Consider the following 25,315-nt stretch of genomic DNA (forward strand, 5'->3'; position numbering starts at 1 on the left):
CCACATTGGTTCTGCGTCGATCACAGAACCGAGACTGGACGCAGATCCATGTGGGAGCGAGCCTGCTCGCGAAGCAGGCGCCTCGGTTTTCCCTGACTTTCAGAACTGCCATGCCTGCCAATCACTTCAACACCCACTGCCCCGACTGGGCCGAGGCTTTGCTCAACGGTTTCAGTCAGATTTTCTTCCAGCGCCATCCGCTGTGCGGCCTGCTGTGTCTGTTGGCAATTCTGCTGACGGCGCCGGTGCTGTTTGCCGGGGCGTTGCTCGGTGGCGTCGCCGGTCTGCTCACCGCGCAGCGGCGCAACTACGCCAAGCCTGATCGCCAGGCCGGGCTGTTCAGCTACAACGGCGTATTGCTCGGTCTGCTGTTGAGCCTGTATTTCCCCTGGTCGCCGCTGCTACCGCCGCTGATTCTCGCGGCCGGCGGCTTGAGCGCGATGCTCACTCAGCAATGGCTCAAACATGTGTATCGCAGCCGTTCCATACCGGCGTACACCTCGCCGTTCGTGGCGATAGGTTGGGTGCTGCTGGTGTTCGCCGAACCGTCCGCGCCGGCGGCGTTGATCGATCTGAACACGGCGAATGTGCTGGCCGCTGAACTGCGCGGATTCGGCCAGGTGATGTTCCTCGACCATCCATTGGCCGGGGCATTGATCGCCAGTGGTTTGCTGCTCGCCGATCGTCGCGCTTTCTGCTGGGCGCTGCTGGCTTCGGCGATCGGCCTCGGCTCCAGTCTGCTGCACCACGAGACATCCGCCGCGCTGCTCGGCCTCGGTGGCTACAACGCCGTGCTTGCCGCCCTCGCCTTCAGCGCCCAACGGCAACATCCGTGGCTGCCGCTGCTGGGAGTTGTCCTGGCGCTGTTGGTGACGCCGCTGTTTGCTGCTGCGGGACTGGCGACGCTGACCGCGCCGTTCATCCTCGCCTGCTGGCTGATTCGCGCCGGCATCCAGATGCTGGGCAAAGCGTCGCTTGCGCATGAGTCTTGCGCTCACGAGGACAATCACCCTAGGCTGCGCTGATCTTCGATTCAGGCGTTATCCATGGACAGCAGCAACAATTGGCGCGAACGGCTCTACGTCATGATTTTCCAGAGCGACACCCCGGCCGGGCGTCGCTTCGACGGCATCCTGCTGTTGATCATCCTCGCCAGTCTGGTGATCGTGATGCTCGACAGTATCGACAGCATTCACCGCAATTACGCCGACGTACTGGCCTATATAGAGTGGGGCTTCACGGCGATCTTCCTCGGTGAGTACATCCTGCGGCTGTACTGCTCGCCCAAGCCGCTGCGCTATGCCTTCAGCTTTTATGGCCTGGTGGATCTGCTGGCGATCGTCCCGGGCATCCTCGCGCTGTATTACAGCGATGCGCAGTACCTGCTGATTATCCGGATTATCCGGATGCTGCGGATTTTTCGCGTGCTCAAACTCAGCCCCTATCTCAAGCAGGCCAACTACCTGATGTCGGCGCTGCGCGGCAGCAAGCAGAAAATCGTCGTGTTTCTGGTCAGCGTGTGCACGCTGGTGACAGTGTTCGGCACGCTGATGTACGTGATCGAGGGCCCGGAACATGGCTTCACCAGCATTCCCAAGGGCATTTATTGGGCGATCGTCACCCTGACCACCGTAGGTTTCGGTGACATCGTGCCGAAGACGCCGCTGGGCCAGGTGATTTCCTCGCTGGTGATGATCACCGGTTATTCGATCATCGCTGTGCCCACGGGGATTTTCACCGCTGAGCTGGCCAATGCCATGCGCGGCGAGCAGCTGCAACATGACTGCCCGGGGTGTCAGAAAAAGACCCACGAGCAGAGCGCGGCGTTCTGTTCGCGCTGCGGCAGTCAGCTGTTCAAGAAAGTGGAATAAGCACAGAGCTTTTTAATCTTTAAGCGCCTATGCGTGGCCCGTTATAGTCGCTGGCAATTGAACATCACCCCTTGTACGAGCTGCCGGAGGCTGCGATCTTTTTGACTTTGTTTTCAAGATCAAAAGATCGCAGCCTTCGGCAGCTCCTACATCGATAACCAACAAGGAATGCGCAGTGAAAAAACTCTTTGGCGCCTCACTTCTCGCCGCCGGCCTGGCCTTGGCCAACATTGCCCAGGCAGCACCGACGCTGCTTAACGTTTCCTATGACGTGATGCGCGATTTCTACAAGGACTACAACACTGCGTTCCAGAAACACTGGCAAGCCGAGCACAAGGAAAACATCACCGTACAGATGTCCTTCGGCGGCTCGAGCAAGCAGGCACGCTCGGTGATCGATGGCCTGCCGGCTGACGTCATCACCATGAACATGGCCACCGACATCAACGCCCTCGCCGACAACGGCAAACTGGTGCCGGACAACTGGGTCACGCGCCTGCCGAACAACAGCGCGCCGTTCACATCAGCCACGGTGTTCATCGTTCGCAAGGGCAACCCGAAAGCGTTGAAAGACTGGCCGGACCTGCTCAAGGATGGCGTGCAAGTGATCGTGCCCAACCCGAAAACCTCGGGTAACGGCCGTTACACCTACCTGTCGGCCTGGGGTTATGTGCTGAAGAATGGCGGTGACGAGAACAAGGCCAAGGACTTCGTTGGCAAGCTGTTCAAGCAGGCGCCAGTGTTGGATACAGGTGGCCGCGCCGCTACCACCACGTTCATGACCAACCAGATCGGCGACGTGCTGGTGACCTTCGAAAACGAAGCGGAAATGATCGCCCGCGAATTCGGTCGCGATCAGTTCGAAGTGATCTACCCAAGCGTCTCCGCCGAAGCCGAGCCACCGGTGTCCGTGGTCGATAAAGTCGTCGACAAGAAAGGCTCGCGCGCTGCGGCGGATGAGTATCTGAAGTACCTGTGGTCGCCGGAAGGTCAGGAAATTGCGGCGGCCAACTACCTGCGCCCACGTGACCCGGCGGTGCTGGCGAAGTACACCGATCGCTTCCCGAAAGTCGATTTCCTTTCGGTGGAGAAGACTTTTGGTGACTGGCGCACGGTGCAGAAAACCCACTTCAATGATGGTGGGGTGTTTGATCAGATTTATAGCGGGCAGTAAGGCTTGATCTGAAAAATCAAAAGGCGACCCACCAAGGTCGCCTTTTTGTTGAGCCAGAAGCCCCTCACCCCAGCCCTCTCCCAAAGGGAGAGGGAGCCGACCGAGCCGTCTCGCGTCAAACATCGACCTGAAGGACCGAGTGGATTATGGTTTGGAACGATCATGGATTCACTGTCGCACCTTCAGGTCGGCGCATATCCCAAGCATCCCCCAATCAGTTCCCTCTCCCTCCGGGAGAGGGCTAGGGTGAGGGGCTTTTGTTGAATGAACAAACACATCCAGCCTTCCCCCGTAACCATCCAGAAGTCATTACACAACGTAATAACAGTTATCATCCGAAAACGTCTTCTGCCCGTCCAGTTTGTCCATTAGCCTCTCCGCTTTCCTGTGCCCGACCCGAGATCCCCTATGACCACCACTCCTCACGCAATGACCCGAGGCATGGTCCTGCTGTTCGCGTTCTGCTGCGGCGCCATCGTTGCCAACATCTACTACGCACAGCCGATCATCGGCCTGATCGCGCCGGACATCGGCCTCTCCGACACCATGGCCAGTTTCATCGTCTCGCTGACCCAGATCGGTTACGCGCTGGGCCTGTTCTTTCTTGTGCCGCTGGGCGATCTGCTGGAAAACCGGCGGCTGATGATCATCACCACGCTGGTGGCGATCGCCAGTCTGCTGGGCGCGGCGTTTACCGAGCAGCCCAACGTGTTTCTGCTGATCTCGCTGCTGGTCGGCTTCAGCTCGGTGTCGGTGCAGATCCTGATTCCGCTGGCCGCGCATCTGGCGCCGGAAGAATCCCGTGGCCGCGTGGTCGGCGGCATCATGGGCGGTCTGCTGCTGGGTATTCTGCTGGCGCGACCGGTGTCGAGCGTGGTCGCCGACCACCTCGGCTGGCGTGCCATGTTCATGATCGCCGCAGCGTTGATGGCGGCAATCAGCGTGGTGCTGGCACTGACCGTACCCAAGCGCCAGCCCGATCACAGCGCCACCTATGGCCAATTGATCGGCTCGCTGTGGACACTGCTGCGCCAACAACCCGTGCTGCGTCAGCGGGCGTTTTATCAGGGCTGCATGTTTGCCACGTTCAGCCTGTTCTGGACCGCCGTGCCGCTGGAACTGGCGCGCAACCATGGCCTGTCGCAAAGCGAAATCGCTATATTCGCCCTGGTCGGCGCCATCGGTGCCATTGCCGCACCGATCAGCGGCCGCCTCGCCGATGCCGGGCACACACGCATCGCCTCGCTGCTGGCCATGCTCTTCGCCAGCCTGAGCTTCCTGCCCGCCTTCATCCACCCGGTCTACAGCGTCATCGGCCTGGCCGTGACCGGCGTGGTCCTCGACTTCTGCGTGCAGATGAACATGGTCCTCGGCCAACGCGCGGTGTACTCGCTGGACGCAAAAAGCCGTGGTCGACTGAACGCGCTGTACATGACCAGCATCTTCATCGGCGGCGCCTTCGGCTCGTCGGTAGCCAGCGCGGTGTACGAGCATGGCGGCTGGTTGTGGATCGTGATTGTCGGCAGCGTGTTCCCGTTGTTGGCGTTGTTGCGGTTTTTGAGTGCATCGCAAAACGCCTCTCTGGCGCAACGCAAAGTCGCGTCCTGAAACGTTGTTACAGTGGGAGCGAGCCTGCTCGCGAAGGCGGTGTGTCTGCCGCAAATCAGTGCCTGACCTGACGCCTTCGCGAGCAGGCTCGCTCCCACAATTGCGTAGACCCTCAATACCGCACCAGTTTCTCCATCGCCGCATCCGCCAGAAACGAGGAGCGGCTTTTGACGTTATGCTCGCGCACATAGCGATCAATACGCTGAATCACATAGCCAGGCAGCGTAACGTTGACCTTCTCGGTCTTGCCCAGATACGGCGAGATATCCAGCTCCAGCATGCCCCAGCCCATCCCGGCAAAATCCGGATGGCTGCGATGCGCCGCTGCCGAAGTCGGCATCGGAATCGCCTGCCCGGCCGCCGCGATCTCCTGCAGCATGAGATGCGCGACTTCCACGGCCGCGTTGTAAGCCTCTTCGAAGCTGTCCCCGGCCGTGACTGCGCCGGGAATATCGGGGATTTGAATACCGATGGCAGTGTTCTCGTCACCCCACTCGATGCAGATGGGATATTGCATTACGGATCTCCTTCAATAGCCTGCTCTGCACCAACCGCCTCCTTGGCCTGGCCAACTAAAAATAACTCTAGAGTTATCTTTACTCAAGCACAGAATGGGACGGGGTGATGGTTGGTTGTTTTGCAAAGTATTCCTGACGCCAGTTTCGTTTATTGCGATTTTCGTTTAATTCGAATAACGTTCGCGCATCGTTTCTAGAATGTTGGAACAGTCTTATGCCCACTCCAATTCCTTCCACTACAAATTTGCCAGTTGAACGCGAAGTCAAAGCCGCGATTGAAGGCCAGCGCACCCTCACCGCTTTCCTCGCCACAGGTTTCGATACCCAGCGAATCCAGATTTTTGATGAGCAGAATGAAGCCCACAGCGTCGAGCTGCCAACGTCGGCATTGCGCTTGCTGAGCGATATCCTCGCAGCGCTGGCGGAGGGCAACGCTGTGAAGGTCGTGCCGATCCATGCCGAGCTGACCACTCAAGAAGCTGCCGATCTGCTCAACGTCTCACGTCCGCACATGATCAAACTGCTGGAGAGCGGTGAGATTTCCTACCACAAAACAGGCAAGCACCGACGTGTGCGTTTTGCCGATCTGATGGAATATAAAACCCGGCGAGACACCGCCAGCGAGCAGGCAATGACGCTTCTCGCGGAGCAGGCACAGGCGCTAAGGACAGGATACGAGTGAGGCATTCCTCTTTCACTGCTGTATACGATGCATGCGTCTTATATCCGGCCCCTTTGAGAGACTTCCTTATGTGGCTCGCGTTGTCTGGGCTGTATCGAGCTCGCTGGACTCAGGAAATACACCACGAATGGAAGCGTAACTTATTGAAGAACAGGTCCGACCTGACCCTCGAACAACTCGATCGCACATCGCAATTGATGGACCTGGCCATTCCAGATGCGTGTATCGATGGCTATGAAGACTTGGTGTCAGGCCTGACGCTGCCTGATGAGAACGACCGCCATGTTCTGGCGGCCGCTATCCGATGCGGTGCCGATGTAATAGTGACGTTCAACCTGAAAGATTTCCCCTCCTGTCACCTCGCGCCATATGGCATCGAAGCTCAACACCCGGATGAGTTTGTGGAAAACCTTTTTCATCTTGATTCGGCTGCCGTCGTCGCTGCGGCTCAAAGCCAGCGACGGCAATTGAAAACGCCCACTGTGGAGGTGGACAAATATCTTGGCTTTCTCCAGCGGCAAGGCTTGGTCGAATCGGTAAAGGCGTTAGGTAACTATCGAGCGATTCTCTGAGAATCAGACGCAAAAAAACGGCGATCCCAAGATCGCCGTTTCTCTTACTGCCCGAACTGCTTGCCCAACCCCGGCGGTACGCCGTGGATGTTGGTGTCTTCCCACGGGCCGTTGGGGCTGACCGAGCGGCTCCAGCCGTTGTTCCAGCGGTAGTAGGTGCGCTGGCGGTAGAAGGTGTTGGTCTGGTCGTCGAGGACGTAGACGCCGAGTTTCTGGTCCCAGTGGCTGTTGCCGCCCGGTGGCGGGGCGAAGCTGGCGGAGGTGCGTGGCACCGGCTTGGCGGGTTTGGCCGGGATGGTTTTGCCGGGGGTCGGCGAGGTCGACGGGGTCGGGCTCGGTTGCGACGGCGGAATCGGCGGCAGGCTGGTGGTCGGTTCCGGGCGTTGTACCGCACATGCACTCAAGCCCAGGGCCAGTGTGAGGACTGTGATGCGGGCGATGGTGTGCATGGCGGTGCTTTCCTGTTGGGTCCGGTTACTGGTCCGGGCTGTCGATGGTCAGTTTTTGTGGCGCAGTGGTGCTGCTGGCCAAGGGGCCGCTGCGACCGATCCATTCCCCGGCAGTCGGTTGACCGGCCCGAGAGATGCGCGCAACCAGTTGGACTTCAGGGAAGTTGGACAGTTTCAACTGCGGCATCATTGCATCGGCGTCGCCCAGTTCGACGGTCACTGGCAGGTCGGCGACGGTCAGGCGTTTGGCCGCCAGCGGCGCCGGTGGGCCAGAAGTGGCGCGGGCGAAGATGAACACGCTGTCGCCCGGTTGCACCTTGCCTTTGAGTTCGCTCGCGAGATCAACGCTGACTTTCAGCAACGCAGCTTTCGGCGCCGGTGCCTCGGCAACCTGACCACCGCTGGCCTTCAGGCGTTCGGCGGCACGCTCGATGCCGCCTTGCAGCGCAGCGCGCGAGTTGTCTTCCGGCGGCAGTTGCGCGAGCAGGCGATTCCAGTAGTCGATTGCTTCTTGATACCGCTCGCCTTCGAACGCGGCGATACCGAGCAGGCCGAGGCTGGTGACTTCTTTCGGGTCGGCCTTCAGCGCTTCGTCGGTCAGTGCCTGAATCTTCTCTGACCATTTCTTACCGTCGGCGAAATACTGCGCCTGCGCCCACTGGCCAAGCAGTTCCGGCTGGCGACCGGCGAGGTTGGCGGCGCGCTCGAACATCTTCGCCGCATCCGCCGGGCGGTCTTGAGCCATGTAGGTACGGCCGAGGAAATACAGACCTTCGGCGGAATCCGGTTGTGCGGCGACCGCACGCTCCAGACGCTGGGTCATCTCTTCCATCGACTGTGGTGCCTGGGCGAATTCGCGGGTCAGTTCGACTTTGTCGGCGGCGCCGAAATGCAGGTACAGACCAAGGCCCAGCACCGGCACCAACACGGCGGCCAGCAGCGGCAACGGCTTGCCAAGGCGCGAGACACGCGGTGCGGTGACGCCTTCGGTGTCGGCGAGCAATTCACGTGCAGCTTCCGCGCGGCCACTGTCCAGTTGCGCGGCATCGAGCACGCCTTCGGCCTGCTGCGCTTGCAGTTCGGCAACCCGCTCCTGATACAGCGCGACGTTCAGCGCGGTGCGATCTTCTTCACGCTGAGCGCGGCGTTCGCGCAGCACCGGGATCAGCAGAAAACTCAGGGCGACCAGAAGCAACAGCCCTGCGGCGAGCCAGAAATCAATCATTCTTGGTTTTTATCCAACAGTTGGTCGAGGCGCTGACGTTCTTCGGCAGACAGCGATGACGGGGTTTCGGCACGTTGCCCGCGACGCCTGCGCACGATCAGCACGATCACTACGAAACCGCCGAGCAGCAGACCGGCCGGGCCGAACCACAACAGCACGGTCTTCGCATTGAGCGCCGGTTTGTAGCGGACGAAATCACCATAGCGATCGACCATGAAGTCGATGATCTGCTGATTATCCTTGCCCTCGCCGAGCATGCGGAAAATCTCTTTGCGCAGGTCGGCGGCGATCGGCGCGTTGGAGTCGGCGATATCCTGGTTCTGGCACTTGGGGCAGCGCAGTTCCTTGGTCAGTTCGCGGAAACGCTCGCGGTCGCCCTCGTTGGCGAACTCGTAGGTGTCGATGGCCGCTTGGGCGACACCGGCCAGGCTCAAGCCCAACAGCACTGCTGCGAGAAAACGCTTCATGGCGTGGCCTCATCGACCAGCGCCTGATACTTGGCCGCGAGTTTCTCGCGCCAGACCTGCTCGTCGATCACCCCGACGAACTTGTCGCGGATGACGCCTTTGGCATCGATGAAGAAGGTTTCCGGCGCGCCGTAGACACCGAGGTTGAGGCCCAGCGAGCCTTCGTCATCACGAATATCCAGCGCGTACGGATTGTGGAACTCGGCCAGCCATTTCAAGGCATCGGCGTTGGTGTCCTTGTAGTTGATGCCGTAGATCACCACGCCGCGCTCGGCGAGTTTGTTCAGCACCGGATGCTCGACCCGGCAGGAAATGCACCAGGTGCCCCAGACATTGACCAGCGCCGGTTTGCCGAGGATGTCGGCCTTCGTCAGTGTCTTGTCACCCTGCACGCTCGGCAGGGAAAACTCCGGGAACGGCTTGTTGATCATCGCCGACGGCAACTCCGCCGGATCGAGATACAGGCCACGATAAAGAAACACCGCCACCAGCAGAAAAATCGCCAGCGGCAATAACATCAACCAACGCCTCATGCCGCCGCTCCCGTCATGCCCAGCGCTTCGCGCACTTTGCTTTTCACCTTGACCCGATAACGCCGATCCAGCGCCGCCAGCAAACCACCCAATCCGGTGAGCAAGCCGCCGAACCAGATCCAGCGCACGAACGGTTTGACGTGTACGCGCACGGCCCAGGCGCCGTTATCCAGCGGCTCGCCGAGGGCGACGTAGAGATCGCGGGTGAAACCGGCATCGATGCCAGCTTCGGTCATCACCGAATTCTGCACCGTGTACAGACGTTTTTCCGGATGCAGCACGCTGATTTCCTGGCCGTCGCGAATGACGCGGATGGTGCCTTTGTCCGAGGTAAAGTTCGGCCCCTCGAAATGTTTGGCGCCTTCGAAGACGAACTGATAGCCGGCCAGGTCCATCGCCTCGCCCGGCGCCAGGCGCAGGTCACGCTCGGCACTGTTCTGGCTCGACAACACCACACCCAGCGCGCACACAGCGATGCCGAGGTGGGCGATCTGCATGCCCCAATAGCTGCGGGTCAGCGTCGGCAAGCCTTTGATCAGGCCTTTGTGGCGGGTCTTGTCGAGCAGATCGCGCACGCCGGCAAGCAGCACCCACGCGGCCAGCAGGAACGTCGCGATCACCGCCCAGTTGAAGTCGCCATAGGCCACGCCGGCCACCACGGCCAGTGCGACGCTGCCGAGCAGCACCGGGGTGAGCATGCTCGCCAGCCATTTCACCGGCGTGTCCTTCCAGCGCACGATCACACCGACCGCCATGACCAGCATCAGCAACGCCATCAACGGAATGAACAGCGCATTGAAATACGGTGGGCCGACCGACAGCTTGGCACCGCTGATGGCATCGAGAATCAGCGGATACAAGGTGCCGAGGAGGATCATCGACGCCGCGACGACCAACACCAGATTGTTGCCCAGCAGCAAGGTTTCACGTGACCACAGATTGAAGCCGACCTGACTTTTCACCACTGGCGCGCGCAGGGCGAAAAGGGTCAGCGAACCGCCCACCACGAACAGCAGGAAAATCAGAATGAACACGCCGCGCTCTGGGTCCGAGGCAAACGCGTGCACCGAGGTCAGCACGCCCGAGCGGACGAGGAAGGTGCCGAGCAGGCTCAACGAGAACGCGGCAATCGCCAGCAACACCGTCCAGCTCTTGAACACGCCGCGTTTTTCGGTGACCGCCAGCGAGTGGATCAACGCAGTGCCGACCAGCCATGGCATGAACGAGGCGTTTTCCACCGGGTCCCAGAACCACCAGCCGCCCCAGCCGAGTTCGTAATACGCCCACCACGAACCGAGGGTGATGCCGATGCCGAGGAACGCCCAGGCGACGATGGTCCATGGCCGCGACCAACGCGCCCAAGCCGCGTCGAGACGACCGCCGAGCAGCGCGGCGATGGCGAATGCGAAGGCCACGGAGAAACCGACATAACCCATGTACAACATCGGCGGATGCACGATCAAACCGATGTCCTGCAGCAACGGATTGAGGTCGCGGCCATCGGCGGGAATCTGCGGCAGGATCCGCGAGAACGGGTTCGAGGTAAGAATCAGGAACAGCAGGAAACCGGTGCTGATCATGCCCATCACCGCCAGCACGCGAGCGAGCATGACTTGCGGCAACTGCCGGGAAAACACCGACACGGCGAACGTCCAGCCGCCGAGGATCAGTGCCCACAGCAGCAGCGAGCCTTCGTGGGCGCCCCACACCGCGCTGAATTTGTAGTACCACGGCAGCGCGCTGTTGGAGTTCATCGCCACATAGCCGACGGAGAAATCGTCGGTCATGAACGCGTAGGTCAGGCAGCCAAAGGCAAACAGCAGAAAGGCAAACTGACCCCACGCTGCCGGTTGCGCCAGGCTCATCCACAAACGGTCGCCGCGCCAAGCGCCGAGCATCGGCACCACCGCTTGGACCAGCGCAAAACACAGGGCGAGAATCATCGCCAGATGGCCCAGCTCAGGAATAAACAGTGCGGCTGCCATCGATCAACCCTCCTTCACAGGCGTTGGCGCGGATTGACCGCTATCCTTTAGCGCTTTGGTCACTTCCGGCGGCATGTACTTCTCATCGTGCTTGGCCAGCACTTCATCGGCCACCACCACGCCGTCGGCGTTGAGCTTGCCGAGGGCGACGATACCCTGCCCTTCGCGGAACAGATCCGGGAGGATGCCGCGATAAGCGATGGTCACGGACTTGTTGAAATCGGTGACGACGAACTTGACGTTCAGCGAATCCTTGGATCGTTGCAGCGAACCGGCCTCGACCATGCCGCCGGCGCGGATGCGCGTGTCCTGCGGCGCTTCACCGTTGGCGATCTGCGTCGGCGTGTAAAACAGATTGATGTTTTCCTGCAGCGCGCTCAGGGCCAGGCCGACAGCGGCGCCGACCCCGACCAGGATGGCCAGAATGATGATCAGACGTTTTTTGCGCAGCGCATTCACTGGCCGTTCTCCCGGCGCAGACGACGCGCCTCTTGTTGCAGATAACGCTTGCGCGCCGCAATCGGCGCCACCACGTTGAGGGCCAGCACCGCCAGACAGATGCCGTAGGCCGACCAGACATACAGGCCGTGATGGCCCATGGCGAGGAAGTCGCCGAATGAAGCAAAACTCATCGTGCCGCCTCCAGACTCTGCTGCACTTCGGTTTTCACCCAACTGGCGCGGGCTTCGCGCTTGAGCACTTCAAGGCGCATGCGCAGCAACAGCACAGCGCCGAAGAAGCAGTAGAAGCCCAGCACCGTCAGCAGCAGCGGCAGCCACATTTCCGCCGGCATCGCCGGCTTTTCCGTGAGGGTAAACGTCGCGCCCTGGTGCAGGGTGTTCCACCACTCCACCGAGTATTTGATGATCGGAATGTTGATCACCCCAACGATCGCCAGCACCGCGCAGGCCTTGGCGGCGCTGTCGCGGTTGCTGATGGCATTGCCCAGCGCGATCACGCCGAAATACAGAAACAGCAGAATCAACATCGAGGTCAGGCGCGCGTCCCAGACCCACCACGAGCCCCAGGTCGGCTTGCCCCAGATCGCCCCGGTGACCAGCGCCACGGCAGTCATCCAAGCACCGATCGGTGCAGCACATTGCAGAGCGACGTCGGCCAGTTTCATCTTCCACACCAGCCCGACCACGCCGCACACCGCGAGCATCACGTAGATCGACTGGGCGAGCATCGCGGCAGGCACGTGAATGTAGATGATGCGGAAGCTGTTGCCTTGCTGATAATCCGGCGGCGCGAACGCCAGCCCCCAGACCACACCAACGCCAATCAGCAGCAACGCTGCGATGCTCAAACACGGCAGGAACTTGCCGCTGATGCCGTAGAACCACTTGGGCGAGCCGAGCTTGTGAAACCAGGTCCAGTTCATACTGTTTCCATCACGGTTGCCGCTCATCATCGCGAGCTGGCAGAGGGTCATGCCTTTCTTCTGGAAGAAGTGGTCAATTTTTGACCAGGCCTCATTATTATTCGCCGACGCTGATCTTCAGGCCAGCGGCTATTGCAAAGGGTGTCAGGGTGATCGCCAGCGCTGTGAGGCTGGCCATCCACAACAGGTATCCGGTCGCCGGCATGCCTTGCAGCGCGGCCTGCAACGCGCCGCTGCCAAGGATCAACACCGGGATGTACAACGGCAGAATCAGCAGCGCCAGCAACAGACCGCCGCGCTTGAGGCCGACCGTCAGCGCCGCGCCGACTGCGCCGAGCAGGCTCAGCACCGGCGTGCCCAGCAGCAACGACAGCAGCAGCACCGGCAGACAGGCGGCCGGCAAACCGAGCATCAACGCCAGCAATGGCGACAGCAGGACCAGTGCCAGACCGGAGAACAGCCAGTGTGCCAGTACCTTGGCCAGGACCAATAGCGGCAGCGGGTGCGACGAAAGGACCCACTGCTCCAGCGAACCATCTTCGAAATCACTGCGAAACAATCCGTCCAGCGACAGAAGGACAGACAACAACGCCGCCACCCAGACTAACCCCGGGGACAGGTTTTGCAAGACTTGAGTTTCCGGGCCGACGGCCAGCGGGAACAGTGCAATGACGATGGCGAAGAAAATCAGCGGGTTGGCCAGCTCCGCCGGGCGGCGGAACAGCAGGCGCGATTCGCGGGCAAGCAGCAGGCCGAAGACACTCATACCGCCCATTTCCCCAGATCGATGTCGCGATAACCGGCCGGCATGCGGCTCAGCGTATGGTGCGTGGTCAGGACCACGAGACCGCCGCGCTCGCAATGCCCGGCCAGATGTTCTTCCAGTTGCGCGACGCCCTGCTTGTCCAGCGCCGTGAAAGGTTCGTCGAGAATCCACAACGGCGGGCTGTCCAGATACAACCGCGCCAGCGCTACGCGGCGCTGTTGACCGGCGGAAAGACTGTGGCAGGGAACGTCTTCGAAACCGCGCAATCCTACCGCTGCCAGTGCCTGCCAGATCGCCTCGCGCTCGGCGGGATGATGCAGGGCGCAGAGCCACGACAGGTTTTCTTCGGGAGTGAGCAGATCCTTGATCCCGGCGGCGTGACCGATCCACAACAGATTGCGCGCCAGTTCGCTGCGTTGCTCGGCCAGCGGTTGCCCGTTGAGCAGCACCTGGCCATCGGTGGGTTGCATCAAACCGGCGAGCAGACGTAAAAGACTGGTCTTGCCGCTGCCGTTGGGACCGCTGATCTGCACCATGTCACCGCTGACCAGGCGCAATTCGAGGTGTTCGAACAGCAGCCGCAGATCGCGTTCACACGCCAGGGCAACGGTTTGCAGGACAGGACTGGTCAAGGGATCACGGGCCTTATACGGTTCAAGTCGGCTCTGGCGCGGCCGTTAAAGAGAAGCAGCATAGATGCTTTGATCGCTCGATCTGGCGAGCTGGATCAAACAATTGCTAGGTTTTTTGAACGAAGCGCACGACGCGCGGCATTATACATGCCGTGCCTTACTCTCAAGAGTGCAATTTCCTCAGGTTGTGTCCGCGTATGACAGGCGAAATGAACATCCTCCCGCTGCCGCCCACCGTGCCGGCGAGCGCTCGCCCGCAGATGGGTGAACTGCTCAAGCTGCTGACGCCGGTCGAGGGCTTGATAGGCGCGGGGCAAAGCGCCAAGGCCGAGGTGTTGTCGCTCAAGCAGGCCGATCAGACCTTTGAATTGCTGCTCAAAGTGACCCTCGACAGCGGTCGCCAGACCACCGTGCAAGCCAGCAGCAATCTGCCGTTGCCACAGGGCACCAACCTGGCGATCACCCAGCCATCGGCCGGGAATCTGGCAATCACCGTGCAGCAAGCGATTGCCAGCAGCGTCGCCACCCTCACCCGCATCGACACCGCGCAGTTGCCGGCCGGCACCCTGCTGCAAGGCAAAGTCGTGACCTCACAGGCTCTGCCGCAAACCCCAGGACAAGCGGCGGTGTTCCGTTCGATGGTGACCCTGCTCAACACTGCGTTGAGCGGCAGCACATTGACCGTCGACAGTCCGCAACCGCTGCGCATCGGCACCTTGTTGTCGGCGCAGGTGCAGGACGCGCAAACCCTCAAATTCGTGCCGTTGAGCAGCCGTCAGGAGCAACTGGCGGTCAGTCAGCAATTGCTCGGTCAGCAAAGTCGCCAAGGCTCGCTCGATGGTTTGCTGAAATTGCTGCAGAACCTGCCGCCGGCCACCGATCAGACTTCGGCCGATCTGCGCGCAGTGGTCGACAAGCTGCTCGCCAGCCTGCCGGACGTGCAGCAAATGAGCACGGCCAAAGGCGTGGCACTCGCCCTGGCCAACAGCGGCGCGTTCCTCGAAGCCAAATTGCTCGGCGGACAAAACCCGGCGCTTGCCCCGGACATGAAGGCCGACCTGCTCAAGCTGATCGCGCAACTGACCCCCGGCCTGCCGAGCAACACCAATTTCAACGCGATCATCGCCGCCAACACCCTGGCGCAGGCCTTGCCGAGTTTCGTTCGAAATGCCTTGGGCACCCTCGGTCAGGTCAGCGCCAAACCGCTGCCGAGCAGCTTTCCGTTACCCGAACGGCTGCTGGCGAAACTGGAAGGCGAAGGCGATCTCGAACAGCTGCTGCGCCTCGCCGCCGCTGCGGTGTCGCGCCTGCAAAGCCATCAGTTGTCGAGCCTGGAACAGACTGGCGTCACCGACGATGGCCGCCTGCTCAGCACCTGGCAGCTGGAAATTCCCATGCGCAATTTGCAGGACATCGTGCCGCTGCAGGTCAAGTTTCAGCGTGAAGAAGCGCCGGAGCGCGAACCGCAACCCCACGAACGCCGCGACGAGCGTGAAGCCAAACAGCAACTGTGGCGGGTCGATCTGGCCTTCGATCTGGAACCCCTCGGACCGATGCAGATTCAGGCGCAACTGATTGCTGGCAGCCTGTCCAGTCAGCTGTGGGCCGAGCGGCCGTACACCGCCGACCTGATCGAAAGCAATCTGTTTGCACTGCGCCAGCGCTTGCTCGATTCCGGGCTCAACGTCGGCGACCTCGACTGCCACCACGGCACCCCGCCGCAAGGCAACCAAACCCGCCTCGAACACCGCTGGGTCGACGAAACCGCATGAACGATTCCACTGCCCCACGCCAGGCCATCGCCCTCAAATACGACGGCAACCACGCCCCGACCCTCACCGCCAAGGGCGACGATGAACTGGCCGAAGAAATCCTGCGCATCGCTCGCGATTACGAAGTGCCGATCTACGAAAACGCCGAACTGGTGCGCCTGCTGGCGCGGATGGAACTGGGCGACAGCATCCCCGAAGAGCTCTACCGCACGATCGCCGAGATCATCGCGTTTGCGTGGAATCTGAAGGGCAAATTCCCCGAGGGACAAGACCCGAACGCGCCGATGGTCGAGAAAGATGTGACCCTGCGCGGCGATGATTATTAAGCCTTAAAAGCAAAAGATCGCAGCCTTCGGCAGCTCCTACAGGGAAATGCGAATCCAATGTAGGAGCTGCCGAAGGCTGCGATCTTTTGATCTTGCTTGCTGCTTGAAGCTTGAAGCTTGAAGCTTCTAGCTGCTCTTGTGAAGTTTGCGCATCAACTCCGCCTCAGCCTGGGTCAAGCCGCACGACTGAGTCAGTTCATCGACGCTCGCGCCCATGCCCACCAGTTTCGCCGCCTGGGCGAATGACAGGCTCGACGGGTCGCGTTGTTCCAGTGCAACGATCTTGTCCGGCAACGGGCTCACCACCGCGCGCAACTCGTGCAGGGCTTCGCCCATGCGCACGTTGCCGTTCTGGTAATCGTCGACGCGTTTGGCCAGTTCCTTGATGCGCTGATCACGCAGCGCATCGCCCTGGGCCTGCTGCGCAGCGATCACCCGCTGCGCCTTGATGTACGACACGAACATCGCCAGCGTGCCGGCCCAGAACAGGAACAGAACAATTACCGCAACCTCGAGAATCAAATCAGATGCTCTCCAGTTCCGACCATTCTTCTTCGCTCATCATCTTGTCCAGCTCGACCAGAATCAGCAGCTCGTTGTTCTTGTTGCACACGCCCTGGATGAACTTGGCCGACTCTTCGTTACCGACGTTCGGTGCGGTTTCGATTTCCGACTGACGCAGGTAAACCACTTCGGCGACGCTGTCGACCATGATGCCGACGACTTGCTTGTCGGCCTCGATGATGACGATACGGGTGTTGTCGCTGATCTCGCCGCTGTGCAGGCCGAAGCGCTGACGGGTGTCGATCACGGTGACCACGTTGCCGCGCAGGTTGATGATGCCCAGCACATAGCTCGGCGCACCCGGTACCGGGGCGATCTCGGTGTAGCGCAGCACTTCCTGCACGCGCATCACGTTGATGCCGTAGGTTTCGTTATCCAGTTTGAAGGTCACCCATTGCAGGATCGGATCTTCAGAACCTTTTGCATTCGACGCCTGACTACTCATACCCTGACCCCTCGAAAAAACCGCCCTGGGCGGTGTGTGTTCTGTGTGGTGGCATTGAAAAATGCCATCGCCTGATTGTTATGTCGGCTGCTATGTCGGTTTATGTAGCGGCTTGTTGCCGCTCAAGTGCTTTGCCCCGCCGCTGGCGATCAGCTCGGCCAGCGCGGATACGTCAAGCAATGCACACATGTGCTCGATCACCGTGCCGGCGAGCCATGGCCGCTGACCCCGATGACTTCTCCATTTGATTTCATTCGGGTCCAGGCGCAACGAGCGACTGACCTGATGCACCGCCAGCCCCCACTCGTAACCCTGAACCGAAATCACGTATTGCAGGCCCTGCCGGAAGTCATCGCGGTACCGATCCGGCATGACCCAGCGCGCGGTGTCCAGGACCTTCAGGTTGCCGGCCTGGCTCGGCAGAATTCCGAGGAACCACTCCGGCTGACCGAACAGCGGCGTCAGCTCATGGCCGGCCAGCGAATAGATCGACCCCAGGCACACCAGCGGCACGGCCAGCGTCAGCCCGGCGACATCGAACAACAGACATTCGAAGGCCTCAGCAGCCCAGGCCGGACGGCCATCGGGTTCAACCGGTGGCGGCGGGTTGTTCGGCGGCAGATGCACTTCGACCAGCGGCGGAATCAGCACCTGCGGCTCTGCCACTGGCGGCGCCGGTTCTGGCTCCGGCTCGGGTTCTGGTTCCGGAACGGTCAATAACTGTGTTTGCAGCAGCGGCGCCAGCGTCGACAGCGGCGCGCGCGGTTCGTCGATCAGCGCGACTGGTGCTTTCGCCACAGGCGCAACTGCGGGGGCGGCAACCGGGCTGACGGTTTTCTGCGCGTCGCGAGCCTGTTCTTCGAGCACCGCCGCCTGGAACTCGTCCATGGCCTCGGCGCTTTCCATCACTTCAGGCTGCGCCTGTTCGACGACTGGCGGCTGCGCTTCGACTGGTGGCAGCACGTCTTCGGGCAGGTCCAGCAGCAGGTCTTCCAGGTAGGACTGCAAGGCCTGTTGCGGACGTGAAGTCAGCTTAACCGGCCGGTTCATGCGCGACTCCCTGTAGGAGCTGCCGAAGGCTGCGATCTTTTGATCTTTTCAGGAGCACTGACAGGCCAGATCAAAAGATCGCAGCCTTCGGCAGCTCCTACAGGAATAAAGATCATGTTCAGGCCACCTGCGGAACAAGTTGCTGCGCGAGCAGGTGCTTGAGCAGCGCGCGGTAGGCCAGCACGCCACGGCTCTTGCCGTCGAATTGCGAAGGCGTGACACCGGCGCGACTCGCATCGCGCAGGCGGGTATCGACCGGGATGTAGCCGTGCCAGATATCGTCGGGGAATTTGTCGCGCAGCACGCGCAGCGTGCCCATCGACGCCTGCGTACGGCGGTCGAACAGGGTCGGCACGATGCTGAACGGCAGTGGCTGTTTGCGCGAACGATTGATCATCGCCAGGGTGTTGACCATGCGCTCCAGACCTTTCACGGCCAAGTGCTCGGTCTGCACCGGGATCACCAGTTGCTGGCTCGCTGCAAGGGCGTTGACCATCAACACGCCGAGCAACGGCGGGCTGTCGATGATCGCGTAATCGAAGTCCTGCCACAGCTGCGCCAGACTCTTGGCGATCACCAGACCCAGGCCACTCTGCCCCGGCGACTGCCGCTCAAGGGTGGCCAGCGCAGTGCTCGACGGCAGCAGGGAAATGCGTTCGTCGCTGGTCGACAGCAGCAACTGCCCCGGCAGGCCTTGCGGCACGCTGCCCTTGTGCAGAAACAGGTCGTAGTTGCTGTGTTCCAGGCTGTCGGGGTCGTAACCGAAATAGCTGGTCATCGAGCCGTGCGGGTCGAGATCGACCACAACCACGCGCTTGCCCGCCTCGGCCAGCAACCCGGCTAAAGCGATGGAGGATGTGGTTTTACCGACACCACCCTTTTGATTGGCGACTGCCCAGACTCTCATTCAGTTCGTTCCTCCCGGCCAGGTTGATTGACCGAGACATGCTTCAGCGTGTTAATGCGGGCGACGGAGAATTGACGGCACTCTCGCGTCCCGGCGTCTTGACCGGGGTCGGTGCAGTTTGTGTGCCAGCGCGCTTCAGTGCCGCGTCCGGTTGCGCATTGGCGGTTCCGGTACCGGTGAGGCTGCGGCGTACATCGAGGTTGCGCGACACCACCAGCACCACGCGACGGTTCTTCGCCCGGCCTTCGACCGTGGCGTTGTTGGCCACTGGCTGGAATTCGCCGTAGCCCACCGACGCCAGACGCCCAGGGTTGACACCCTGCATGGCGAGCATGCGCACGATGCTCGCCGAGCGTGCCGAGGACAGCTCCCAGTTGGTCGGGTACTGCGCGGTGCGGATCGGTTGATCGTCGGTAAAGCCTTCAACGTGGATCGGGTTGTCGAACGGTTTCAGGATCGCTGCGACCTTGTCGATGATGTTGAAGGCGATGTCGCTCGGCATTGCGTCGCCGCTGCCGAACAACAGGCTGGAGTTGAGTTCGATCTCGACCCACAGCTCGTTGCCGCGCACGGTCATCTGGTTGGAGCTGATCAAGTCACCGAACGCGGCACTGATGTCATCGGCGATGCTTTTCAGCGGATCGCTGGCCCCGGCGATACCGGCGTCGACCTGCTCGGCATCCTTGACCAGCGGCTTGGCCGGGGTCACGGTCTTCGGCCGCTCGTCGCCGATCGGAATCGGTTTGAGCGAGCGATCGGAATCGGTGAACACGCCGATCAGCGCTTCGGAGATGACTTTGTACTTGCCTTCGTTGATCGACGAGATCGAGTACATCACCACGAAAAACGCGAACAGCAAAGTGATGAAATCCGCGTAGGACACGAGCCAGCGCTCGTGGTTAACGTGTTCTTCCTGATGCCTGCGACGAGCCATGATCCATATCCCCCATCAATCCATGAAGCCCTGAAGCTTCAGCTCGATAGAGCGCGGGTTTTCACCTTCGGCGATCGACAGAATTCCTTCCAGCAACATTTCGCGATAACGCGACTGCCGCAACGCGATGGACTTGAGCTTGGCCGCGACCGGCAAGAGGATCAGGTTGGCACTGGCCACGCCGTAGATCGTCGCGACGAAAGCCACCGCGATGCCGTTACCCAGTTGCGACGGATCGGCGAGGTTGCCCATCACATGGATGAGGCCCATCACCGCACCGATGATGCCGATGGTCGGCGCGTAGCCGCCCATGCTTTCGAAGACCTTGGCCGCTTCGATATCACGTGATTCCTGGGTGTAGAAATCCACTTCGAGAATGCTCCGGATCGCTTCCGGCTCGGCGCCATCGACCAGCAGTTGCAGGCCCTTGCGCGAGTAGCTGTCGGGTTCGGCGTCGGCCACGCCTTCGAGACCGAGCAAGCCTTCCTTGCGCGCCGTCAGGCTCCAATTGACCACGCGGTCGATGCCGCCGGCCAGGTCGACACGCGGCGGAAAGAAGATCCACGCGAGAATCTGCATCGCGCGCTTGAACGCGCTCATCGGCGATTGCAGCAGCGCGGCGCCGACCGTGCCGCCCAGCACGATCAGCGCCGCCGGGCCGTTGGCCAGCGCGCCGAGGTGACCGCCTTCAAGGTAGTTGCCGCCGATGATGGCGACGAACGCCATGATGAGGCCGATAAGGCTGAGAACATCCATCAGATACACGCCTCGACGATGTGCTTGCCGATATCGTCCAGACCGTACACGGCGTCAGCCAGATCGGCTTTGACGATGGCCATCGGCATGCCGTAGATCACGCAGCTTGCCTCATCTTGCGCCCACACCGAGCTGCCGCCCTGCTTGAGCAGACGTGCGCCTTCGCGACCGTCGGCGCCCATGCCGGTGAGGACCACTGCCAGAACTTTGTCGCCGTAGGATTTCGCCGCCGAACCGAAGGTAATGTCCACGCACGGCTTGTAGTTCAGACGCTCGTCACCCGGCAGAATCTTCACCGCGCCACGGCCGTCGATCATCATTTGCTTGCCACCCGGCGCCAGCAGCGCCAGGCCCGGACGCAGAATGTCGCCATCCTCGGCTTCCTTGACGCTGATGCGGCAGAGCTTGTCGAGACGTTCGGCAAAGGCCTTGGTGAACGCTGCCGGCATGTGCTGGATCAGCACGATCGGCGCCGGGAAGTTCGCCGGCAATTGCGTCAGCACGCGTTGCAGCGCAACCGGGCCGCCCGTCGAGGTGCCGATGGCAACCAGTTTGTAGGCCTTGCGTTTCGGGGCCGACGACGAAGCGCTGGCAGCGGATGCACGAGCAGGCGCTGGCGCCGGACGCGCCGGCACAGGGCTGCTGTGGCTGCTGTGGCTGCTGTAGCTCGACGCTGCCGGGGCAGGCGTCGGCGCTGGCGCAGCGGCGGGGGCCGGCGCGCTGTAGGCACTGAAACGACGATTGCTGCGCGAGATGCTGTGGACTTTCTCGCACAGCAACTGCTTGACCTTTTCGGGGTTGCGCGAGATGTCTTCGAAATTCTTCGGCAGGAAATCCACCGCGCCGGCGTCCAGCGCATCCAGGGTGACCCGGGCGCCTTCGTGGGTCAGCGAGGAGAACATCAACACCGGGGTCGGGCAGCGCTGCATGATGTGCCGCACCGCCGTGATGCCGTCCATCATCGGCATCTCGTAGTCCATGGTGATCACGTCAGGCTTGAGGGCCATGGCCTGATCGATCGCCTCTTTACCGTTGGTGGCCGTGCCGACCACCTGGATGCTCGGATCCGCCGAAAGAATTTCCGAGACGCGGCGGCGGAAAAAACCCGAATCGTCCACCACCAGGACTTTGACTGCCATAAACACTCCATTAGGTGCAGCGGCGCGTCATCGCGCCGCCGTCCCGGATTCAAATACGCTTTGTGGCGTAACGCTTGAGCATGCTTGGAACATCGAGAATCAGCGCAATGCGGCCGTCACCGGTGATGGTGGCGCCGGACATGCCCGGAGTGCCCTGGAGCATTTTGCCCAATGGCTTGATGACCACTTCTTCCTGGCCGACCAGTTGATCGACGACGAAGCCGATCCGCTGAGTGCCCACCGAAAGAATCACCACATGGCCTTCGCGCTGCTCTTCGTGAGCGGCGGAGCTGACCAGCCAGCGCTTGAGGTAGAACAATGGCAGCGCCTTGTCGCGCACGATCACCACTTCCTGACCGTCGACGACATTGGTGGTCGACAGGTCGAGGTGGAAGATTTCGTTGACGTTGACCAGCGGGAACGCGAACGCCTGATTGCCGAGCATGACCATCAGCGTCGGCATGATCGCCAGCGTCAGCGGCACCTTGATGACGATCTTCGAGCCCTGGCCCTTGGTCGAGTAGATGTTGATCGAACCATTGAGCTGGGAAATCTTGGTCTTCACCACGTCCATGCCGACACCACGGCCGGACACGTCGGAGATCTCGGTCTTGGTCGAGAAACCCGGGGCGAAAATCAGGTTGTAGCACTCGGTATCGCTCAGGCGATCGGCTGCGTCCTTGTCCATCACACCGCGTTTTACCGCGATCGAACGCAGGACGTTCGGGTCCATGCCTTTGCCGTCGTCGGAGATCGACAGCAGGATGTGGTCGCCTTCCTGCTCGGCCGCCAGCACCACGCGACCGCCACGGGCCTTGCCCGACGCTTCACGTTCTTCCGGCGACTCGATGCCGTGGTCGACAGCGTTGCGCACCAAGTGGACCAGCGGGTCGGCCAGAGCCTCGACAAGGTTTTTGTCGAGGTCGGTTTCTTCGCCCACCAGTTCCAGGTTGATCTCTTTCTTGAGCTGACGTGCGAGGTCGCGAACCAGACGCGGGAAGCGCCCGAAGACCTTCTTGATCGGCTGCATCCGCGTCTTCATCACGGCGGTCTGCAGGTCAGCGGTGACCACGTCGAGGTTCGACACGGCCTTGGACATGGCTTCGTCGCCGCTGTTGAGACCCAAGCGCACCAGACGGTTACGCACCAGCACCAGCTCGCCGACCATGTTCATGATCTCGTCGAGCCGCGCGGTGTCGACGCGCACGGTGGTTTCTGCTTCGCTGGCCGGTTTTTCTGCCGGTGCAGCGGCTGGCGCGCGGGCCGGAGCCGGAGCAGCAGCGGCGGCCGGTTTCGGCGCCTCGGCTTTCGGTTCAGGCTTGGCCGCAGGTTTCGGCGCAGCAGCGGCGGCCGGAGCTTTCGCGGCTGGCGTGGCGACGCTTGATGCGGAGCCGGCAGTCGCCGCGGCGGCGTCAAACTTACCTTTGCCGTGCAATTCGTCGAGCAGCGATTCGAATTCGTGATCGCTGATCAGGTCGCTACCGGCCGCAGCGGCGGCCGGTGCAGCAGGGGCTGCCGGCGCCGAAGCGATCGCCGATTCCAGCGCGTCAACGGCGAAGTTGCCCTTGCCGTGCAACTGATCGAGCAGCGCTTCGAATTCGTCGTCGGTGATGTCCGAGCTGTCACCCGCAGCAGGCGCGGCCGGAGCCGCTGCCGCTGGCGCCGGAGCGACTGCATCGACAGCGAACTGGCCTTTGCCGTGCAGTTGATCGAGCAGCGATTCAAATTCGGCGTCGGTGATTTCATCGCTGGCCGCAGTGTCGGCAACCGGCGCGGATGCCACAGGAGCGGCCGGGGCCTCGGCTTGCGCCTTGACGGCATTCAGCGAGTCCAGCAGTTGTTCGAATTCGTTGTCGGTGATGTCTTCCGATGCGCTTTCGGCGACCGGTTCTTCCACCACTTCCACCGGTGCGGCCACGGCTTCATCCGCCGATTGCGGCTCGGCCAGACGCGCCAGCGCGGCCAGCAGTTCCGGGGTGGCGGCGGTGATCGGTGCGCGCTCACGGACTTCGCTGAACATGCTGTTCACCGCGTCCAGTGCTTCGAGCACAACGTCCATCAGTTCTGCATCAACGCGACGCTCACCCTTACGGAGGATGTCGAACACGTTTTCGGCGATGTGACAGCACTCCACCAGCTCATTGAGCTGAAGGAAGCCGGCGCCCCCTTTTACAGTGTGGAAACCGCGAAAAATTGCATTGAGCAGATCTGCATCATCCGGGCGGCTTTCCAGCTCGACCAGTTGTTCGGACAGTTGCTCAAGAATCTCGCCGGCCTCAACCAGGAAATCCTGAAGGATCTCTTCATCGGCGCCGAAGCTCATTAATGGGGTGCTCCTAACAGGTCTAAAAACCTAACTTCAAAATCCAAGGCTGGATAGCAAATCGTCCACATCGTCCTGACCGGACACAACGTCTTCTCGTTTATCGGCATGAATCTGCGGACCTTCACCCTGCGAGAGATGTTTTTGTGGATCTTTTTCGGCGAGCATTGCGGCGCGGTCATGTTCGATGCCCGCAAAGCGGTCGACCTGACTGGCCATGAGCACGAGTTTGAGCAGATTGCTTTCGACTTCGGTGACCAGTTGGGTCACGCGCTTGATCACCTGACCGGTGAGGTCCTGGTAATCCTGAGCCAGCAGGATGTCGTTGAGGTTGCTCGACACCGCACGGTTGTCCGTGCTGCTGCGTGACAGAAAACCGTCTACCCGGCGCGCCAGTTCGCGGAACTCTTCAGCCCCGACCTCGCGACGCATGAAGCGACCCCAATCGGCACTCAACGTCTGCGCTTCATCAGCCAGACTGTTGACCACCGGCGTGGCGCTTTCCACCAGATCCATGGTGCGGTTGGCCGCGGCTTCCGTCAGCTTGACCACGTAGCCCAGGCGTTCGGTCGCGTCGGTGATTTGCGACACTTCCTCGGCCTGCGGCATGTGCGGATCGATCTGGAAATTGACGATCGCACTGTGCAGTTCACGTGTGAGCTTGCCCACTTCCTGATACAGGCCGCGGTCACGGGTCTGATTGAGCTCATGGATCAGTTGCACCGCGTCGCCGAACCTGCCTTTTTCAAGGCTTTCGACCAGTTCGACCGCGTGTTTTTTCAGGGTCGATTCAAAATCGCCCTGTGAAGATTCGTTATGCTCCATAGCTCCCCCGCGCATTCATCAGCCGATGCGTTCGAAAATCTTCTCGATTTTGTCTTTCAACGCTTGAGCCGTGAAAGGTTTGACCACGTAACCGTTCACACCGGCCTGGGCGGCCTCGATAATCTGCTCGCGCTTGGCTTCGGCAGTCACCATCAACACCGGGAGGTGCTTGAGTTTTTCATCGGCACGCACGTGGCGCAGCAGGTCGATCCCGGTCATGCCCGGCATGTTCCAGTCCGTTACCAGAAAGTCGATGCTGCCGCTGTTGAGCACCGGAATGGCAGTGGTGCCATCGTCGGCCTCGACGGTGTTGGTGAACCCAAGATCGCGCAGCAGGTTCTTGATGATCCGCCGCATCGTTGAGAAGTCATCAACGATGAGGATTTTCATGTCTTTGTTCAATTCGAC

29 protein-coding genes are annotated in these 25,315 nt (G+C 61.1%); 8 read left to right on the plus strand and 21 right to left on the minus strand.

The window, feature by feature from the left end:
• The first annotated feature begins 110 nt into the window (after positions 1–110).
• From BLU71_RS13565 to BLU71_RS13580, 4 genes are all read left to right on the plus strand, one after another.
• The gene (locus tag BLU71_RS13565; protein WP_083353297.1) at positions 111–1,025 is read left to right on the plus strand and encodes an urea transporter; all 915 of its coding nucleotides are present in this window, start codon (positions 111–113) and stop codon (positions 1,023–1,025) included.
• A 21-nt stretch (positions 1,026–1,046) separates the two neighbouring features.
• Complete coding sequence (locus BLU71_RS13570) at positions 1,047–1,871, plus strand: ion transporter (protein ID WP_064365449.1); 825 nt, start codon at positions 1,047–1,049, stop codon at positions 1,869–1,871.
• Positions 1,872–2,046: 175 nt separating this feature from the next.
• The gene (locus tag BLU71_RS13575) at positions 2,047–3,045 is read left to right on the plus strand and encodes a sulfate ABC transporter substrate-binding protein (RefSeq protein WP_042607566.1); all 999 of its coding nucleotides are present in this window, start codon (positions 2,047–2,049) and stop codon (positions 3,043–3,045) included.
• Between the two features lie 408 nt (positions 3,046–3,453).
• Positions 3,454–4,653, plus strand: coding sequence for an MFS transporter (locus BLU71_RS13580; protein WP_083353298.1), 1,200 nt, complete (start codon positions 3,454–3,456; stop codon positions 4,651–4,653).
• A 112-nt stretch (positions 4,654–4,765) separates the two neighbouring features.
• Here the strand turns inward: BLU71_RS13580 and BLU71_RS13585 are convergent, their stop codons facing one another.
• Complete coding sequence (locus BLU71_RS13585; RefSeq protein ID WP_064365452.1) at positions 4,766–5,170, minus strand: type II toxin-antitoxin system HicB family antitoxin; 405 nt, start codon at positions 5,168–5,170, stop codon at positions 4,766–4,768.
• Between the two features lie 215 nt (positions 5,171–5,385).
• Between BLU71_RS13585 and BLU71_RS13590 the strand changes: the two genes are divergently transcribed.
• Both BLU71_RS13590 and BLU71_RS13595 read left to right on the plus strand, forming a co-directional pair.
• Complete coding sequence (locus tag BLU71_RS13590; RefSeq protein ID WP_042607562.1) at positions 5,386–5,853, plus strand: helix-turn-helix domain-containing protein; 468 nt, start codon at positions 5,386–5,388, stop codon at positions 5,851–5,853.
• Positions 5,850–6,425: a PIN domain-containing protein gene (locus BLU71_RS13595; RefSeq protein ID WP_042607561.1), complete on the plus strand. Its 576-nt coding sequence runs from the start codon at positions 5,850–5,852 to the stop codon at positions 6,423–6,425. The genes BLU71_RS13590 and BLU71_RS13595 overlap by 4 nt, the downstream gene beginning before the upstream one ends.
• A gap of 44 nt (positions 6,426–6,469) precedes the next feature.
• On the opposite strand, the gene BLU71_RS13600 is transcribed toward BLU71_RS13595, so the two are convergent.
• The 10 genes from BLU71_RS13600 to ccmA all read right to left on the minus strand — a co-directional run bounded on the left by BLU71_RS13600 (position 6,470) and on the right by ccmA (position 13,866).
• Positions 6,470–6,874, minus strand: a complete 405-nt coding sequence (locus tag BLU71_RS13600; RefSeq protein ID WP_042607560.1) for a hypothetical protein — start codon at positions 6,872–6,874, stop codon at positions 6,470–6,472.
• A gap of 25 nt (positions 6,875–6,899) precedes the next feature.
• Positions 6,900–8,099, minus strand: a complete 1,200-nt coding sequence (ccmI, locus tag BLU71_RS13605; protein ID WP_042607559.1) for a c-type cytochrome biogenesis protein CcmI — start codon at positions 8,097–8,099, stop codon at positions 6,900–6,902.
• Positions 8,096–8,566, minus strand: coding sequence for a cytochrome c-type biogenesis protein (locus tag BLU71_RS13610; RefSeq protein ID WP_083353299.1), 471 nt, complete (start codon positions 8,564–8,566; stop codon positions 8,096–8,098). Before BLU71_RS13610 ends, ccmI begins: the two co-directional genes overlap by 4 nt.
• On the minus strand, positions 8,563–9,099 hold the full coding sequence (locus BLU71_RS13615; protein WP_064365457.1) for a DsbE family thiol:disulfide interchange protein: 537 nt from the start codon (positions 9,097–9,099) through the stop codon (positions 8,563–8,565). The genes BLU71_RS13610 and BLU71_RS13615 overlap by 4 nt, the downstream gene beginning before the upstream one ends.
• Positions 9,096–11,084, minus strand: coding sequence for a heme lyase CcmF/NrfE family subunit (locus BLU71_RS13620; RefSeq protein WP_064365458.1), 1,989 nt, complete (start codon positions 11,082–11,084; stop codon positions 9,096–9,098). Before BLU71_RS13620 ends, BLU71_RS13615 begins: the two co-directional genes overlap by 4 nt.
• Before the next feature lie 3 nt (positions 11,085–11,087).
• Entirely contained in the window at positions 11,088–11,543 is a 456-nt protein-coding gene (gene ccmE / locus BLU71_RS13625; protein ID WP_083353300.1) for a cytochrome c maturation protein CcmE, read from the minus strand.
• Complete coding sequence (gene ccmD / locus BLU71_RS13630) at positions 11,540–11,716, minus strand: heme exporter protein CcmD (protein ID WP_039763617.1); 177 nt, start codon at positions 11,714–11,716, stop codon at positions 11,540–11,542. The genes ccmE and ccmD overlap by 4 nt, the downstream gene beginning before the upstream one ends.
• Positions 11,713–12,468, minus strand: a complete 756-nt coding sequence (locus tag BLU71_RS13635; protein ID WP_065617489.1) for a heme ABC transporter permease — start codon at positions 12,466–12,468, stop codon at positions 11,713–11,715. Before BLU71_RS13635 ends, ccmD begins: the two co-directional genes overlap by 4 nt.
• Positions 12,469–12,565: 97 nt before the next feature.
• Positions 12,566–13,234 carry a heme exporter protein CcmB gene (gene ccmB, locus BLU71_RS13640; protein ID WP_039763615.1) on the minus strand — a complete coding sequence of 223 codons (669 nt, stop codon included), beginning with the start codon at positions 13,232–13,234 and terminating at the stop codon, positions 12,566–12,568.
• Complete coding sequence (ccmA, locus tag BLU71_RS13645; RefSeq protein ID WP_065617395.1) at positions 13,231–13,866, minus strand: cytochrome c biogenesis heme-transporting ATPase CcmA; 636 nt, start codon at positions 13,864–13,866, stop codon at positions 13,231–13,233. Before ccmA ends, ccmB begins: the two co-directional genes overlap by 4 nt.
• A 197-nt stretch (positions 13,867–14,063) precedes the next feature.
• Between ccmA and BLU71_RS13650 the strand changes: the two genes are divergently transcribed.
• Together BLU71_RS13650 and BLU71_RS13655 are read left to right on the plus strand one after the other, a co-directional pair.
• Positions 14,064–15,638, plus strand: coding sequence for a flagellar hook-length control protein FliK (locus BLU71_RS13650; protein WP_083353301.1), 1,575 nt, complete (start codon positions 14,064–14,066; stop codon positions 15,636–15,638).
• Positions 15,635–15,964: an EscU/YscU/HrcU family type III secretion system export apparatus switch protein gene (locus BLU71_RS13655; protein ID WP_042607552.1), complete on the plus strand. Its 330-nt coding sequence runs from the start codon at positions 15,635–15,637 to the stop codon at positions 15,962–15,964. The genes BLU71_RS13650 and BLU71_RS13655 overlap by 4 nt, the downstream gene beginning before the upstream one ends.
• 126 nt (positions 15,965–16,090) lie before the next feature.
• Here BLU71_RS13655 and BLU71_RS13660 read toward each other — a convergent pair whose 3' ends face one another.
• The 10 genes from BLU71_RS13660 to BLU71_RS13705 all read right to left on the minus strand — a co-directional run bounded on the left by BLU71_RS13660 (position 16,091) and on the right by BLU71_RS13705 (position 25,297).
• Positions 16,091–16,486, minus strand: a complete 396-nt coding sequence (locus BLU71_RS13660; protein WP_042607551.1) for a DUF2802 domain-containing protein — start codon at positions 16,484–16,486, stop codon at positions 16,091–16,093.
• 1 nt (position 16,487) lies between these two features.
• Complete coding sequence (locus BLU71_RS13665; protein ID WP_016771050.1) at positions 16,488–16,973, minus strand: chemotaxis protein CheW; 486 nt, start codon at positions 16,971–16,973, stop codon at positions 16,488–16,490.
• 90 nt (positions 16,974–17,063) lie between these two features.
• Positions 17,064–18,023, minus strand: coding sequence for a CheW domain-containing protein (locus BLU71_RS13670; RefSeq protein WP_083353302.1), 960 nt, complete (start codon positions 18,021–18,023; stop codon positions 17,064–17,066).
• Between the two features lie 118 nt (positions 18,024–18,141).
• A complete protein-coding gene (locus tag BLU71_RS13675; protein WP_024012121.1) occupies positions 18,142–18,930 on the minus strand; it encodes a ParA family protein in 789 nt (262 codons plus the stop codon).
• A 43-nt stretch (positions 18,931–18,973) separates the two neighbouring features.
• Positions 18,974–19,867 (minus strand): flagellar motor protein MotD, encoded by an 894-nt coding sequence (gene motD, locus BLU71_RS13680; RefSeq protein WP_371919904.1) that lies wholly within the window; start codon positions 19,865–19,867, stop codon positions 18,974–18,976.
• Between the two features lie 12 nt (positions 19,868–19,879).
• Positions 19,880–20,620, minus strand: coding sequence for a flagellar motor protein (locus BLU71_RS13685; RefSeq protein WP_039763601.1), 741 nt, complete (start codon positions 20,618–20,620; stop codon positions 19,880–19,882).
• A complete protein-coding gene (locus BLU71_RS13690; protein WP_083353303.1) occupies positions 20,620–21,759 on the minus strand; it encodes a protein-glutamate methylesterase/protein-glutamine glutaminase in 1,140 nt (379 codons plus the stop codon). The genes BLU71_RS13685 and BLU71_RS13690 overlap by 1 nt, the downstream gene beginning before the upstream one ends.
• Positions 21,760–21,808: 49 nt before the next feature.
• The gene (locus BLU71_RS13695; protein WP_083353304.1) at positions 21,809–24,082 is read right to left on the minus strand and encodes a chemotaxis protein CheA; all 2,274 of its coding nucleotides are present in this window, start codon (positions 24,080–24,082) and stop codon (positions 21,809–21,811) included.
• Positions 24,083–24,118: 36 nt separating this feature from the next.
• Positions 24,119–24,907 (minus strand): protein phosphatase CheZ, encoded by a 789-nt coding sequence (locus BLU71_RS13700; RefSeq protein WP_042607546.1) that lies wholly within the window; start codon positions 24,905–24,907, stop codon positions 24,119–24,121.
• A gap of 18 nt (positions 24,908–24,925) precedes the next feature.
• Complete coding sequence (locus tag BLU71_RS13705) at positions 24,926–25,297, minus strand: chemotaxis response regulator CheY (protein WP_024012118.1); 372 nt, start codon at positions 25,295–25,297, stop codon at positions 24,926–24,928.
• Positions 25,298–25,315: the final 18 nt, after the last annotated feature.

It is taken from the genome of Pseudomonas moraviensis (assembly GCF_900105805.1).
Taxonomy (GTDB): Bacteria; Pseudomonadota; Gammaproteobacteria; order Pseudomonadales; family Pseudomonadaceae; genus Aquipseudomonas; species Aquipseudomonas moraviensis_A.